General features: G+C 56.1%; 10 protein-coding genes. 3 read left to right on the forward strand and 7 right to left on the reverse strand.

Annotation, left to right across the window (positions count from 1 at the left end; genetic code table 11):
- The first annotated feature begins 103 nt into the window (after positions 1–103).
- Positions 104–1,393, forward strand: coding sequence for a SulP family inorganic anion transporter (locus AC2TE5_RS15405; RefSeq protein ID WP_484613351.1), 1,290 nt, complete (start codon positions 104–106; stop codon positions 1,391–1,393).
- Here AC2TE5_RS15405 and mgtE read toward each other — a convergent pair.
- The 6 genes from mgtE to AC2TE5_RS15435 all read right to left on the reverse strand — a co-directional run bounded on the left by mgtE (position 1,356) and on the right by AC2TE5_RS15435 (position 8,749).
- A complete protein-coding gene (mgtE, locus tag AC2TE5_RS15410; RefSeq protein ID WP_109846102.1) occupies positions 1,356–2,792 on the reverse strand; it encodes a magnesium transporter in 1,437 nt (478 codons plus the stop codon). The genes AC2TE5_RS15405 and mgtE overlap by 38 nt on opposite strands.
- 174 nt (positions 2,793–2,966) lie before the next feature.
- Positions 2,967–4,610 carry a multidrug ABC transporter permease/ATP-binding protein gene (locus tag AC2TE5_RS15415; RefSeq protein ID WP_484611952.1) on the reverse strand — a complete coding sequence of 548 codons (1,644 nt, stop codon included), beginning with the start codon at positions 4,608–4,610 and terminating at the stop codon, positions 2,967–2,969.
- Positions 4,611–4,679: 69 nt separating this feature from the next.
- On the reverse strand, positions 4,680–5,336 hold the full coding sequence (alkB, locus tag AC2TE5_RS15420) for a DNA oxidative demethylase AlkB (RefSeq protein ID WP_484611953.1): 657 nt from the start codon (positions 5,334–5,336) through the stop codon (positions 4,680–4,682).
- The gene (gene ada / locus AC2TE5_RS15425; protein ID WP_484611954.1) at positions 5,336–6,394 is read right to left on the reverse strand and encodes a bifunctional DNA-binding transcriptional regulator/O6-methylguanine-DNA methyltransferase Ada; all 1,059 of its coding nucleotides are present in this window, start codon (positions 6,392–6,394) and stop codon (positions 5,336–5,338) included. Before ada ends, alkB begins: the two co-directional genes overlap by 1 nt.
- 72 nt (positions 6,395–6,466) lie before the next feature.
- On the reverse strand, positions 6,467–7,522 hold the full coding sequence (gene apbE, locus AC2TE5_RS15430; RefSeq protein ID WP_484611955.1) for an FAD:protein FMN transferase ApbE: 1,056 nt from the start codon (positions 7,520–7,522) through the stop codon (positions 6,467–6,469).
- A gap of 114 nt (positions 7,523–7,636) precedes the next feature.
- On the reverse strand, positions 7,637–8,749 hold the full coding sequence (locus tag AC2TE5_RS15435) for a porin OmpC (RefSeq protein WP_047060579.1): 1,113 nt from the start codon (positions 8,747–8,749) through the stop codon (positions 7,637–7,639).
- A gap of 743 nt (positions 8,750–9,492) precedes the next feature.
- Between AC2TE5_RS15435 and rcsD the strand changes: the two genes are divergently transcribed.
- Both rcsD and rcsB read left to right on the forward strand, forming a co-directional pair.
- A complete protein-coding gene (gene rcsD / locus AC2TE5_RS15440; protein WP_484611956.1) occupies positions 9,493–12,165 on the forward strand; it encodes a phosphotransferase RcsD in 2,673 nt (890 codons plus the stop codon).
- Positions 12,166–12,181: 16 nt separating this feature from the next.
- Positions 12,182–12,832, forward strand: a complete 651-nt coding sequence (rcsB, locus tag AC2TE5_RS15445; RefSeq protein WP_003859405.1) for a response regulator transcription factor RcsB — start codon at positions 12,182–12,184, stop codon at positions 12,830–12,832.
- Positions 12,833–12,922: 90 nt separating this feature from the next.
- Here rcsB and rcsC read toward each other — a convergent pair whose 3' ends face one another.
- The gene (gene rcsC, locus AC2TE5_RS15450; protein WP_213328159.1) at positions 12,923–15,769 is read right to left on the reverse strand and encodes a two-component system sensor histidine kinase RcsC; all 2,847 of its coding nucleotides are present in this window, start codon (positions 15,767–15,769) and stop codon (positions 12,923–12,925) included.
- Positions 15,770–15,890: the final 121 nt, after the last annotated feature.

Raw genomic sequence — 15,890 nt, forward strand, 5'->3', positions numbered from 1 at the left:
ATTGTTTAAAGGTTACGAAATTATTGTAATTGTGAAATTTAATGATGGATTGTTTGTAGGGGATTACTCTGGCGGCTGGCAATAGGGGCATTTTCTGGCTACTATCCTGCACTTTGTGATCGCGCGCACGGAAGCCTGCCCTAACCAGCGAACTGTTATGTCCTTACCCCATTCTGCCGTATCCCCCGAAGACCGCGTAGCCAACGTGCTGCGTTCCCCTAAGCAGCTGACGCGTGAAACGCTGGCAGGCGTGATTACCGCCCTGGCGCTGATCCCCGAAGTCATCTCATTTTCGGTGGTGGCGGGCGTTGACCCGAAGGTCAGCCTGATCGCCTCCGTGGTGCTGTGTCTTGCCCTGTCTGTACTCGGTGGTCGCCCGGCGATGGTCACGGCAGCGGCCGGTTCCGTGGCGCTGGTCATTGGCCCGATGGTGCATCAGCACGGCGTACAGTACATTCTTCCCGCCGTGCTGATGGCAGGCGTGATTCAGATTCTGTTTGGCGTGCTGGGTATGGCAAGGCTGATGCGCTTTATTCCCCAGTCGGTCATGACCGGGTTTGTTAACGCCCTCGGCATTTTGATCTTCTTCGCTCAGGTGCCGCATTTCTGGAGCCGAAGCCCGCTGATTGTGGGCCTGTTCGTGCTGACGCTGCTGATCGTGCTGTGGGCGCCGCGCTATATCAAAAGCATCCCTTCCCCGCTGATTGCGATTGTTGTGCTTACCTTGTACACCGTTTCAACCGGTCAAATCCTGCCGACCGTGGGCGATGAAGGCTCCATGAGCGGCGGTTTGCCGGGCCTTACCGAACTTCTGGTCCCCCTTAATGTACATACGCTGAGCATTATCTGGCCGTGCGCGTTGAGCATCGCCTTTGTCGGCCTGCTGGAATCCCTGCTGACGGCAAAGCTGGTGGATGAACTGACCGCGACACCGTCAGGTAAACGCCGCGAAAGCATTGGATTAGGCGTCGGCAATATTCTGGCCGGATTTTATGGCGGTATTGCAGGCTGCGCGATGATTGGGCAAACCATCGTCAACGTGGAGATGGGGAAAGGTCGAAGCCGCATTTCAACCTTTGCGGCGGGCATCGTGCTGCTGATCCTGGTGACGGCGCTCAGCGAAGTGATGGCCAAAATCCCGATGGCGGTGCTGGCGGGTATTATGGCGATTGTCGCCGTCAAAACCTTCAGCTGGCACAGCCTTCAGCCAGCCACGGTGAAAACGGCCCCGATTGCAGAAACGGTCGTCATGCTGGTCACCGTAGCCGCCACGGTATCAACCGGCAATCTGGCGATTGGCGTGCTGGGCGGGATTATCGTTATGGCACTCCTCCCCGCCCGCATTAAGCGTCGGCTTAAAGAAGAAAAATCGTCGCCAGCCCAAGAAAAATAAAGAAACCGCCGGTATCGGTGATGGCGGTGATCATCACGCTCGACCCCACCGCGGGGTCGCGCCCCAGTTTGGTCATCGTCAGCGGGATAATGACCCCCATCATCGATGCCACCAGAAGATTTAGCACCATCGCCAGCATCATCACCCCACCTAACGCCATATCGTCATACAGCCACCAGGTAATGCCGCCCATAATGCCGCCCCACACCAGGCCGTTGATCAGCGCCACGCCCATCTCCCTGAAGATCAGAAAGGCGAAGTTACCGGGCTGAATGTTTTCCAGCGCCAGCGCGCGGACGATCATGGTTATAGTCTGGTTTCCGGTGTTACCGCCGATTCCGGCCACAATCGGCATCAGCGAGGCCAGCGCCACCAGCTGCGAAATGGTGTGTTCAAACCCGTCAATCACCCGGGAGGCGATAAACGCGGTACACAGGTTAATGGCCAGCCACGCCCAGCGCGTTTTCACCGCCTTGCCGACGGAGGCATGGACGTCATCTTCGGCGCTGATCCCCCCGAGCGCACGCAGGTCGTTGTCGGTTTCTTCGTAGACCACATCAACGATCTCATCGATGGTCAGACGCCCCATCAGTTTGCCGACGGAATCCACGACGGCGGCGCTGACGAGGTCGTCACGTTCGAAGGTACGCGCCGCTTTCTCCGCATCGTCTTCCGGGGAGAAAACCATCGGCTCGTTTTCCATCACCTCGCTCACCTTCCGCTGGGTGCTGTTGAGCAGGATGGTTTTCAGCTCCAGTTCGCCGAGCAGGGTTTTATCCCGGGAGGTAACAAACAGTTTATCGGTGTTGTCCGGCATCTTGCCCAGTCGACGCAGATAGCGCTGCACGGTGCCGAGCGTCACGTCCGGTCGCACCGTGATAACGCCAAACTCCATGATCGCGCCGACGCTGTTTTTCTCGTAGTGCATCACCTGACGCACGCGCGCCCGCTCCTCCGCAGGCAGCGACGCCAGCAGGCGACCGGTCAGGTTTCGCGGCAGGTGCTGAACGAGGTAAATCTGCTCGTCGATATCCAGGGTTTGCACAGCGTCGAGAATGTCCCGGTCGCTCATCTCGTCGATCAGGTCGTCCCAGACGTTTTCAGAGGCCTCAAGCAGCACCTGCCCGCGCTCGTGATCTTGCACCAGACGCCACAGGGCGTGACGTTCTTCCGAGGGAAGCGCCTCAAGGGTATCCGCCAGATCCGGCGGGGGTAAATGAGCAACCAGCGCACCTACCTCAGCAATATCGTCGGCCAGGGTGCCGACATCATATTGCTCAGCCAGGGTGAGTTTGCCTAATAGCGTAGAAGTGACCGCTTTATCGGTCGTGAGAAGCCAGATGAGTCGCGCGCGCTCCTGGTCACGCTGCCTGGCGCTGTTTTTCTTTAATACCGACATCAATCATAAATCCATTAAATGAGTTGGGGTTAAGCATAGCGCGGGGATATGTAAATAAGAATAAACAACGGGACGGGATGGAGAAAAAAGCGGCATGCCCGGCGGCGCTACGCTTGCACGGGCCTACAAAATCGTAGGCCGGGTAAGGCGAAGCCGCCACCCGGCACACTGGCATCAGGCCGTACGCGCCACCGCATCACGCGAGGCCGCATCGCGCTCTTCACCGGTCAGCTCGCTCAGCTTGCCGTCGCGCATCTCCAGCAGGCGGTCGGCATGAATGAAGTAGTGATCGTCGTGGCTGATGGCGAAAATGGTTTTGCCCATCTCCTGCATCAGCGGCAGCAGCACCTGATAAAACTCGCGGCGGAAGTGCGGGTCCTGATCCGCTGCCCACTCATCCAGCAGGATGATGTCACGCTCTTCCGCCAGCGCCAGCAGCAGCGCCACGCGTTTTTTCTGCCCTTTGGAAAGCTTCAGGTTGAGGATCTTCCCGTCCTGTAACGCCAGCTTGTGCGACATCTGCAGCTGCGCCAGCCATTTTTCCACCAGCGCAGGATTGGCCTGTTGCCCTTCCGGCCCCAGCAGCCGATCGAACAGCCAGACGTCGGTGAACACAGCCGAGAAAAGCTTGCGGTAATCCTCGGGCTTCTCCGCGCTCAGCGCCGTGCCGTCCAGCAAAATCTCGCCCGACTGCGGCTGATAGAGTCCGGTCAGCAACATCGCCAGCGTAGATTTACCGCTGCCGTTGCCGCCGATGAGGAACAGCAGTTCACCGCGGCGGATCGTCAGGTTGACCGGCCCCACGGAGAAGGCGCTGTCCTGATAGCGGAACGTGACGTTACGCAGCTCCAGCGTCTGCCAGTTCGGGAAGGCCTGCGGGCGCGGGAATTCGGCTTTAAACGGCGCGAGATCGAATTTTTTGAGCTTGTTAAATGCCACCTGCGCACTCAGCAAGGTGGGCAACGCACCGACCGCCGACAGCAGCGGCGTGCGCAAAAACAGCAGCGTCAGCGAGTAGGTTGCCGCGACGTTGGTGTCCGCCCAGCCCAGGCTGTTCGCCATCCAGAATACCAGGCCAATGGCGCCCAGCATCATAATGTTTGACCAGTTCACCGCGCTCAGGTGGAAGGTATCGGCGCGAATAATATGATGACGGTATTCGCGCGCGTCCGGAATATAGAGGTTATTAAAGATATGCTCGGCGCGCTCGCGGTTCAGGGTGAGCTCTTTGCGTCCTTCCAGTACCGTCTGGTAATCGTTATAGAGCTTATCTTCGGTTTCGCGCAGCACCGCCATGTGTTTGTAGACGCGCGACACCAGCATAAAGCCGCCCCAGATGGTAATGGCAATCCACAGCGCGGTCACCGCCAGCATTTTGCTGGAGAGCCAGGCGAGATATGCGGCCGATCCAAAGGTCAGAATGATCCCTTGCACCAGCTCCGGCAGACGCACGAACGCGATGGTAATGGCGCGCACGTCGCTGGTCAGCCCCGCCAGCAGGGAAGCGCTGCCGAGCTGCTCAACGCGCTCTATCTGGGTGTCCAGGATCCGCTTGATAAACTCACTGCGCAAACGAAAAACGAAATGGTGCCCGAGCGCGGTCAGCGCAAGCTGGGAGCCGAGCGTAACCGCCATCAACAGAAGCAGCAGGCCGAGAAACTCCGGCAGTACGGAGAGCGAGGTGTCGACCATTTCAATCAACCGCACGTTAATAAACGCGATCAGACCAATACCCAGCGCGGCGCTGGCAAGGCTTAATGCCATTACGGCGATGAAGGGCCAGCGGTACTGACGCCAGACAAGGAGAAGTAGTTGCATGCAGGCAATCCGGACAATAAAAATCAGCCAGCAGTGTAAACTGCCCTGCGCGGACATCAAGAATAATTCTTATTTTTGTTTACTGGCCCTGGCCTGACGAAAGGTCAGGTTATAACGGTATTCGCCCGTCAGGGGGTGAGCCCCGGGCTTTAGCGGCTGAATGCCGTGATAATAAAGCCGCGACGCCCTGCCCCACACCACCACATCGCCATGTTCCAGCATGATGCGTTTGAGCGGATCGTTGCGGCGTAATCCTCCAAACTGGAAGACGGCGGGCAGACCTAACGATACCGAGACGATAGGCGCGCGCAGATCGGGTTCATCCTTGTCCTGATGCAGCGAGAGCTTCGCACCGACGGCGTAGCGGTTGATAAGGCAGGCATCCGGCCGAAAGTCAGGATACTCCGCTGCTACGGCGGCCTCGTGGCAGAGAGCCTGAAAAACGGCAGGCATCGGGGGCCACGGCTGGCCGGTAGCGGGATCGTTCGGGGCATACAGATAGCCCCGCTCGTTCGTCGCCCAGCCCAGCTCGCCGCAGTTGGCCATAGCCACCGACATGGTATAGCCGCCCGGCGTCACCATATGGCGAAACGGCGAAACCGCCGTCACCTCGTCGATACCGGCAAGCAGCGCCGCCGCACGGGAGAGTGCAAAGCGGCGCAGGATCACCGCCCCCGGCGCAAGCGGCTCCTGCCAGGGTTCAGCATCCGCAAAAAGATCGAGCATTATCCCTCCTGGCGTTTAGCCTCACGTTTCAGTAATAGCGCTTTTCGCGCCGTCCCCCAACGGTAACCCGACAGCGCGCCGTCGTTACGAACCACGCGATGACAGGGGATCACAATCGCCAGCGTGTTTGCCGCACAGGCTCCGGCAACAGCGCGTACCGCATTGGGTTGACCAATCGCCTGCGCCACCTGCTGGTAACTTGCCGTTTCGCCGCAGGGAATGTTGCGAAGGGCCTGCCAGACGCGCTGCTGGAACGCGGTTCCGCGAATATCCAGCGGCAGCGCAAGCGGTACGTCGCGGTTATCGATACTGGCAATCACCTGCTGGATCCGCCGCGCGAAATCCTCTTCCAGCGGTGCATGCGCTGCTTTTGGAAAATGCGCGGCAAGCTCTTCGGCTAATTCCGCATCGCTGTCACCCAGCAGGATCGCGCAGATCCCCCGCTCGCTTTCTGCAACCAGACAGCGTCCTAACGAGCAGTCGCTGATGGCATAACGCACTGCCGCATCCCCTTTGCGGTACTGCTTCGCCGTCATGCCCAGCGCATCGTTGGCTTTGCGATAATAGCTGCTGCTGTCGGGAAACCCCGCCGCCAGCACGGCGTCGGTAACTTTGTCTCCCTGTGCAAGCGCGGTGCGCAGGCGCTGGCCTCGCGCCGCCTGCTGCCAGGCTTTTGGCGTCATGCCGGTCACGGACTTAAACAGACGGTGGAAATGGAAAGGACTCATGGCAACCTGCTGCGCCAGCCCCTCCAGCGTTAGCGTGGGTTCCTGCTCCAGAAGACGGCAGGCGTGTTCCACTTTCGCCAGCTTCTGCGCCTGCGGATCGCGTTTGTCCGGCATGCAGCGCTTGCACGGGCGAAACCCTGCCTGAACGGCGTGGTGGGCATCGGGATAAAAGCGGACATTTTTACGCAGCGCGTGGCGGGCGCGGCATGACGGGCGGCAGAAAATACCCGTGGTCTGCACGGCGAAGACAAACTGTTCGTCAGCGAGCGGATCGCGGGCCAGCACGGCCTGCCAGCGATCCTCATCGGTAATAAAGGTCGAGTTTCTCATTATCGGCTCCTCTTGTAAGCATACATAGAGCCTGCCTGAGTGCCACTGATAAAAAACCCGCAACCTTGCTTTTTAATTTTTTTCGCGCACCAGGAAGCTGTCGAACTGCGGTGAATGCCAGGTTTTGAACCCGTCGCCCTCTTTGGTGATCATATAAACCGCCAGCCCTTCCTGACGAACCACCTCTTTGGCTTTTTCCGGGCCGAGAACCATTAATCCGGTATCCCAGGCATCCGCTTCCAGCGCGGTGGGGGCAATGACCGTCACCGAGACCAGGTTATGCGTGATGGGACGTCCGGTCTGCGGATCGATAACGTGTGAAATACGCTTCCCCTCAAGCTCGTAATAGTTACGGTAGCTGCCGGAGGTACTGATCCCATGTCCGTTGATATCCACTATCGCCTGCACGGCATTTTGCCGATCGGTCGGCTTTTGAATCGCTACGCGCCACGGCCTATCGCTGGCGTTCATGCCCCGGCTGACTAGCGCGCCGCCCACGGAGACCAGATAGCGGGAAATCCCTTCCTGGGCCATCAGCGCAGCAAGATGATCCGCCGCATAGCCTTCCCCAACCGTCGACAGATCGACAAACAGATCGGGGATATCCTTTTGCAGGTACTGTTGCCCGTACTGATTGATCACCGTCAGATGCTGCAGCCCTGTCCTGGCGCGGGCGTCATCAATAGCCGCCTGTGCAGGCGTGGTCACCGGCTGTTTGTTAGGGCCAAATCCCCAAAGGTTTACCAGCGGTCCGACGGTCACATCCATCGCGCCGTTGGTTTTGTAACCCACGCGCATTGCCTCGGTCACGATATCGGCCATCGCCTCGCTCACCGGCCACAGGGAGGTGCTGGTTGAGAGGTTAAAGCGCATCAGCGCCGAGTCATTTTTATAGGTCGACAGCAGCTGATCGTCGGCGTCCAGCTGCGACTGGATTTTGCCGCGAAGTTCATCTGTGCGCGTTTTATCGAGGTTCATGACGCTGACGCGCCAGAAGGTCCCCATCGTTTTGCCTTCGAGCACCGCCGCGGCGGGTGCGTCGGTTTTCGCCACGGGGGTGGGATCGTTACACGCGGTCAGGAAAAAAAGCATAGCCAGAAAGCTGGCGCGTAAAAAAGTCATGTCCATTCATTATTATCCTCATGCCAGGGCGGCAAGAGTACACCAAAACGGGTGAGTTGTGAGAATCTGAGAGGCACAAAAAAGGGGCCATCAGGCCCCTTACGTCACACGGTGAAGCGATTAGAACTGGTAAACCAGGCCCAGCGCGACGATATCGTCAGTACCGATACCCGCCTGACGGGTGAATTCATTTTCATCAACCAGGTTGATTTTGTAATCCACGTAGGTGGACATGTTTTTGTTGAAGTAGTAAGTCGCACCAACATCAACATATTTCAGCAGATCCTGATCGCCATAACCTTCGATGTCTTTCCCTTTAGACTGCAGGTAAGCCACGGATGGACGCAGGCCGAAGTCGAACTGGTACTGAGCAACCACTTCGAAGTTCTGCGCTTTGTTAGCGAAGCCGTAAGCGGTAGTCGGGCTGCTGCCGTTAGAGGTACCGAAACGGGTTGCGTTGTAGGTCTGAGAGTACTGCGCTGCCAGATAGATGTTGTTGGCATCGTATTTCAGGCCGCCAGAATAGACTTCTGCGTTATCGCCATGACCATAAACGCTTGCGCCGTTCTGATCGGCGGTACGTTTGGAGGAGGACATTGCGCCACCCACGCTGAAACCTTCGCCCAGGTTATAGGTCACGGATGCACCGTAGCCGTCGCCGTTCTGTTTCAGCAGGCTGCGTCCACCGACGTTTTCACCGCTTACGCTGCCGTTTTTACCCTGATACTGCAGGGCAAAGTTCAGACCATCCACCAGACCAAAGAAGTCCTGGTTACGGTAGGTCGCCACGCCGTTAGCACGGGACTGCAGGAAGTTGTCTGCGCCATAGGTATCGCCGCCAAATTCTGGCAGAACGTCAGTCCAGGAGGTTACGTCGTAGATTACGCCGTAGTTACGACCGTAATCGAAAGAACCCGCGTCACCGAATTTCAGACCCGCGAACGCCACACGCGTCCAGGCATCATTTTCGCTTTCGGAGGTGTTGCCCTGGATCTGGTATTCCCACTGGCCGTAACCGGTCAGCTGATCGTTAACCTGAGTTTCGCCTTTGAAGCCAAGACGCATGTAGGTCTGGTCGCCGTCGGCACCCTTGTCGTCAGAGAAATAGTGCAGACCATCGACTTTACCGTACAGATCTAATTTGTTGCCATCTTTGTTATAAATTTCGGCCGCATTTGCTGCGCCTGCTACCAGGAGTGCTGGTACCAGGAGGGACAGTACTTTAACTTTCATTTTATTAACCCTCTGTTATATGCCTTATAATTGCCACTGCTTACTGGTTAACCCTCATTAACCAGTCGGCAATTTCATTCTCCGCAAAATTACAGAATAATCCAATGCGAATATGATACGAAAACTTTGAAGATGTTTCATTTATCTATCAACATGTTTCAAAATGTAAATATCAAGGAACTTTTACAAAGCACAAATAGCTTAGAAAATTAGCACTTATAATCAAACAGGAAAATCACCGCATAAATATCAATGAGTTACAATAAAATCCGTTACAGCACTGAATGACAAAACAAGATCGCACCTAATCTCTAAAATAACTCTCGCTATCATCATTAACTTTATTTATTACCGTCATTCAGTTTTGAATGTCTGTTTATCCCTAATTGAACCGGATGCTCCGCATTCGGTTTTTTTTTACCTTTCTTTACGTAACTTCTCTTTTTTTGTGCTACCGCACCGTAATTGTAACGACTATTAACTAAATTCTCCTCGGGTATCCTGCGAGGGCATAAAATTGAGGCGAAACTTAATTTCTTGTTAATTCGTGCTATTTTCCGGGAGCGTATGCCTGTTATTTGTACGCCTATGGCGAGTTTGTACATGTTTACTGCACACCCCACCGCCGATATTGTCCGGCGAAAAAGTCGCTTCTTCCCGGACAGTGGCGCTGGAAATTCAGTTATTACCCTTTATACTGCCCTATCGCCACAGAGCACGACCATAACGGGTTAAAGATATCAATGAGTCAGACTGAAACTACCGCCCCGAGCAAATTTTCCCTCCTTCCCGGGAGCATCACCCGTTTCTTTCTTCTTTTGATCGTTGTGCTGTTAGTCACCATGGGGGTGATGGTGCAAAGTGCGGTTAACGCCTGGCTGAAGGATAAGAGCTATCAGGTCGTTGATATCACCCATGCCGTGCACAAGCGCATTGATACCTGGCGCTACGCCACCTGGCAGATTTACGACAATATCGCGGCTGCCCCGACCTCCTCGTCCGGGGATGGACTTCAGGAGACGCGGCTGAAGCAGGATGTCTATTATCTCGAAAAACCGCAGCGTAAGACCGAGGCCCTCATCTTTGGCTCTCACGACAGCGCGACGCTTGAGATGACGCAGCGTATCTCGACCTATCTGGATACCCTCTGGGGCGCTGAAACGGTGCCGTGGTCGATGTACTATCTGAACGGTCAGGACAACAGCATGATCCTGATCTCAACGCTGCCGTTAAAAGATCTCTCTTCCGGGTTTAAAGAGACCACCGTGGGCAGCATCGTCGATTCCCGCCGGGCAGAGATGCTGCAGCAGGCGAACGCCCTTGATGAACGCGAGAGCTTCTCTTCCCTGCGTCGTCTGGCCTGGCAAAACGGTCATTACTTTACCCTGCGCACCACGTTCAACCAGCCAGGACATCTGGCGACGGTGGTAGCCTTCGATTTACCGATTAATGATTTAATCCCGCCGGACATGCCGCTCGACAGCTTCCGTATGGAGCCAGACAGCAGCACTCAGAACATGCGTGCGGCGTCAGACAAAGAGGCCGCAGAGAGCGTTTCGATCTCCTTTAACGGCTCGAAAATCGAAATTGCCTCATCGCTGAATTCGACCGGGATGCGTCTGGTGTGGCAGGTGCCGTTTGGCACGCTGTTGCTCGACACCCTGCAAAATATCCTGCTGCCTCTGCTGCTGAATATCGGTCTGCTGGCGCTGGCGCTGTTTGGCTACAGCACCTTCCGGTTCCAGACGGGGCGTCAGAGCGACGCCTCTGCGGTTCCGGCCGGCACCAGCAATGAGCTGCGCGTATTGCGTGCACTGAATGAAGAAATTGTTTCCGTGCTGCCGCTTGGGGTCTTGGTTCACGACCAGGAGGCGAATCGTACGGTGATGAGCAACAAAATTGCCGACCATCTGCTGCCGCATCTTAACCTGCAGAACATCACCACCATGGCGGATCAGCACCAGGGGGTGATTCAGGCCACCATCAACAATGAACTGTACGAGATCCGCCAGTTCCGCAGCCAGGTGGCTCCCCGCACGCAAATCTTCATTATTCGCGACCAGGATCGCGAAGTGCTGGTCAATAAAAAGCTCAAGCAGGCGCAAAGACTGTATGAGAAAAACCAGCAGGGGCGCGCCGCATTCATGCAGAACATTGGCGATGCCTTCAAGCAGCCGTTAAAAACGCTGGCGACCCAGGCGGCGGCGTTAAACACCTCTGAAAGCCACCAGCTTGCCTGCCAGGCCGATTCACTGGTCAGAATGGTTGATGAGATCCAGCTGGCGAACATGCTGGAGAATGATTTCTGGAAGGGAACGCCAACCCTCTTCTCCATTCAGGATCTGATCGATGAAGTCGTGCCGGACGTGCTGCCCGTGATTAAGCGCAAGGGGTTGCAGCTGCTGATCAATAATAATCTCCCGGCGAATGACGAACGCCACGGCGATCGCGAAGCGCTGCGTCGCATCCTGCTGATGATTATTCAGTACGCCGTGACCACCACGCAAATTGGCAAGATCACACTTGAAGTCAGCGCGGAGGAGTCGGCAGAAGACCGCCTGGCGTTCCGCATCCTGGACACCGGGGAAGGCGTCACAACGAGTGAAATTGATAACCTGCACTTCCCGTTCCTGAATGACACGCAAAGCGATCGCTACGGCAAGGCCAATGCCCTGACCTTCTGGCTGTGCGATCAGCTGGCGCGCAAGCTCGGCGGCCATCTGAATATCAAAGCCCGTGAATCCCTCGGCACCCGCTATTCTCTGCACGTGAAAATGGCGGCCAATCCACAGGAAGAAGATGAAGAACGTCTGCTGGATGACGTCGTGGTGATGGTCGATGTGACCTCGAATGAGATCCGCAATATTGTCGTTCGTCAGTTAGAAAACTGGGGTGCGGCCTGCATCACGCCGGATGAAAGACTTGCAAGTCAAGAATTTGATCTGTTTTTAACTGATAATCCGTCTAATCTTACTGCCTCCGGCTTGCTTTTAAGCGATGATGAGTCAGGCGTGCGGAAAATCGGCCCTGGCCAGCTGCGCGTCAACTTTAATATAAGCAATGCGATGCAGGAAGCTGTACTACAACTAATAGAAGATCAGCTGGCGCAGGAAGAGATAGCGGAATCACCGTTAGGCGGCAATGAAAATGCCGAGCTTCACGCCAGCGGATACTATTCACTCTTTGTTGATACAGTACCAGATGATGTTAAGCGGTTGTATACTGAGTCCGCTGCGAATGATTTTGCAGCGCTGGCACAGACAGCACACCGGCTTAAAGGGGTGTTTGCCATGCTTAATCTGGTTCCCGGCAAGCAGTTATGTGAAACGCTGGAACATCTAATTCGTGAGAAAGATGCCTCTGGCATTGAAAAATACATCAGCGACATTGACGCCTACGTCAAAAGCTTGCTGTAGCAAGGTAGCCTTATACATGAACAATATGAACGTAATTATTGCCGATGACCATCCGATTGTACTGTTCGGTATTCGCAAATCACTTGAACAGATCGAGTGGGTGAATGTAGTCGGTGAATTTGAAGACTCTACAGCACTGATCAATAACCTCCCAAAGCTTGATGCACACGTGCTCATTACCGATCTCTCCATGCCTGGGGACAAGTACGGTGATGGGATTACTCTCATCAAATACATTAAACGTCACTTCCCGGACATCTCGATCATTGTTCTTACCATGAACAACAACCCGGCGATCCTGAGTGCGGTGTTGGATCTGGACATCGAAGGGATTGTGCTGAAACAGGGCGCACCGACCGATCTGCCAAAAGCGCTCGCTGCGCTGCAGAAAGGCAAGAAGTTCACGCCTGAGAGCGTCTCTCGCCTGCTGGAAAAAATCAGCGCGGGTGGCTACGGTGACAAACGCCTGTCCCCGAAAGAGAGTGAAGTTCTGCGCCTGTTCGCAGAAGGTTTCCTGGTGACCGAGATTGCCAAGAAGCTGAACCGCAGTATTAAAACCATCAGCAGCCAGAAGAAATCAGCGATGATGAAGCTGGGCGTGGACAACGATATTGCACTGCTGAACTATCTCTCCTCCGTTACGCTGAGCGCAACGGACAAAGATTGATCCCGGACGGGTGTGCGGCCTGATGCCCTCACCCCAGCCCTCTCCCACAGGGAGAGGGGGAAAAACGTAAAAGGCCCTCGCGGGCCTTTTTTATATTCTGGTTTTTCTCACGCGATCCGCGTAAATCGACAATGTCTGTTTCAGCACGTCCAGCGTCACCGGTTTCGACAGACAGCTGTCCATGCCTGACTCAAGACAGCGCTGCTTCTCTTCCGCCAGCGCGTTCGCCGTTACGCCCACTACCGGCAGCGTCAGGCCCAACTGTCGGATGCGCTGCGTCAGACGGTAGCCGTCCATGTTTGGCATGTTGACGTCGCTAAGCACGATATCAATATGATTTTTACTCAGCACGTTCAGCGCATCCACGCCGTCATTGGCCGTTTTGCACTGGTAGCCCAGCGATCCAAGCTGGTCAGCCAGCAGGCGGCGGTTAATCGGATGATCATCCACTACCAGAATCATCATATCGTCATTCACCGACGCCAGAGAGTCCGGTGACGGCAATCCGCCCGCGCCGTCGCGCTCTTCCAGCTCCACTTTGTAGATGCGCGCCAGCAGGCTCAACAGCTCGTGCGGCGTTGCAACGCTGTGTACCCATTCTCCAGGCGCACGCTCGACAGGAATGCCGATGTGGCGACGACAGAAGAGCACCGACCCTCTTCCCTGCCACGGCTGATCCGGCATCTCGTCGGCGATCAGCACATCGTCCACGTCCGGGGTTTGACCTTCATAGCGACACACCCTCACGCCGCTGTGGGCAAGCAGCGCCGTCAGGTAGTCATTCAGCGAGGCGTTATGCACCGCCAGCCAGCAGCGCTTGTCGCTCAGCCCGTCCACCGTCGCTTTTGCCGGATACTGCGCCGAATAGAGCGGAATACGGATGGTGAACTGGCTGCCCATGCCGGGCTCGGTATCCACCGAGATATCACCGTCCATCATGCTGACGAGCTTCTCACAAATCGCCAGCCCCAGTCCGGTGCCCTGGAAGTTACGCTGCACGCCGGTCCCGACCTGGAAGAACGGATCGAACAGGCGAACTACTTCCTTCGCCGGGATGCCGACGCCCGTGTCGCGCACGCGAATGCTCAGATAATCCCCCGCCCGGCAGACGTGCAACACGATACAGCCAACATCGGTGAATTTGATGGCGTTGCTGAGCAGGTTAGAGATGACCTGCTGCAGGCGCATCGGATCGCCGTGCAGCGTCAGCGGCACGTCCGGTTCGATAAAGCAGTAGAGCCCCAGCTGTTTACGCACCACCAGCGGCAGATAGTTAGCGCTAATGTGGTTCATGACCTCGCGCGGCGAGAACTCCCGCGGCTCGATTTTCAGCTGCTCAGACTCAATTTTAGAGAAGTCGAGAATATCGCTGATGATTTTCAGCAGCAGGCTGGAGGAGTTGTTCATCGCCGTCACCAGCCTGTCGACCCCTTTCGGCAGCTCTTTCGTCTGCAGCAGGTCGAGGTTACCGATGATCCCGTACAGCGGCGTTCGCAGCTCGTGGCTGACGGTGGCAAGGAACATGGATTTCGACTGGCTGGCCTGCTCCGCCGCCTGCGCCATCTCCTGCAGCGACTCTTCCATCTTCACGCGCGCGGAGACATCCACCAGCACGCAAATCGCCACGTTTTCATTGCGATAGCGGGAATGCACAAAGCTGATCTGCAGGTTGGTGTGCGTGCTGGTGAGCACGTCGACAAAGTTAACCTGCTGGCCGCATATGATTTGCGTCAGCCTCTGCCGGTCTTCATGCGTCAGCATGTTCAGGTAGTTATGCGCCAGTTCATTACTCAGGATATTGGTCCCGTCCTGGGTACGCAGAATACAGATCCCCACCGGCGCCGAGGCAACAATCTTGCGGTTAAACTGCTCGTGTTCCTCCAGCCGCTGGGCGTCGCTCTCGGCGGGAATAAAGATTTTCCGCTCATACATGCGCGCCAGGGTGAACAGCGCCCCACCCGCGATCAGGTTCAGCAGAATGGCATTCATGATGAGAATGCGTATCCGCTCAAGCACCATGTCCACCGGCAGCGAATAGACAATACTCAGCGACGAAGGCGGCAGGCTCTTCTTCAGCACCAGTTCGCGGAAACCCGAGGTATAGCCAAACCACGACCGTTCCTGCATCCAGTGCGGTTCGACGTTTAACGGGTTATCCGGCCCGGCGAGTGAGATCAGCTGATGACCGTTTTCATCCAGAATGGTCACCCCCATGGGCAGGCTGCCCGGGGTGAAGAAGTTTTCCATGCGGATGGTCTGCTCAATCCCCAGCAGCGCCTGCAGGCGATTGCCGAGATACACCGGCGTCAGGGCGTAGAAATAGCCCACGCCCGGGCGCGGGCCCTGGCTAACCCAGAAGATGTTATTCCCGCGCTCGTCCTGCGGCGCATTGCGATATTTCACAATACGTTCATGCAGGCTTTTCAGCGCATCGTCACGCTCAACGGGCACATCCCGTAGGCCAAAGTCAGCCATGCAGAGATTTTCGCTGCCAATCAGGAATACGCGGTTCAGGTCATAGGCGGCGGAGAAATTGTCGCGCCAGTAGCGCATAAACCAGGCAAGGGATTCCAGCGACCCGCGCCAGGAATTGCTCATGGTGGAGCAATCGGAGTCCGGGAACAGGGGCTGGAAGTCCGGGACTTCGGTTTTGTCATTACGCCCGCGAAGCGCAAGGATGCCGTTTTCCGCCGTCAGACGATTCTCGGCTATATACTTCAGCTCCTTCATCACGTCAGACGTTCGCTGAATGTAGCGCTGGGCCTGGTCGGAGCTTAAGTTAAACTCCTGGCGGATCTCCGCTTCTTTCTGGTGCAGCGCGTTAACGATGTAAAACACCGAGAACAAGGCCACCAGCAGCCAAAGCAGGAGCGCCAGCGCCCGAAACAGATAGCGAGAAACTTTCAGCGTAGTACGAAAGGAGACGAGGTATTTCAAGGGGGCGAGGCTCCGCCGTCGGGGTCAAAAGAATGTGGTTAAGGTAGCGGTAAACGCGCCAGGTCGCAACGTTGACTTATCTGCTTGTGCAAAAGAAAAGGGCCGGAATCCGGCCCTTTTT

This window comes from Enterobacter sp. N5-15 (genome assembly GCF_057221635.1).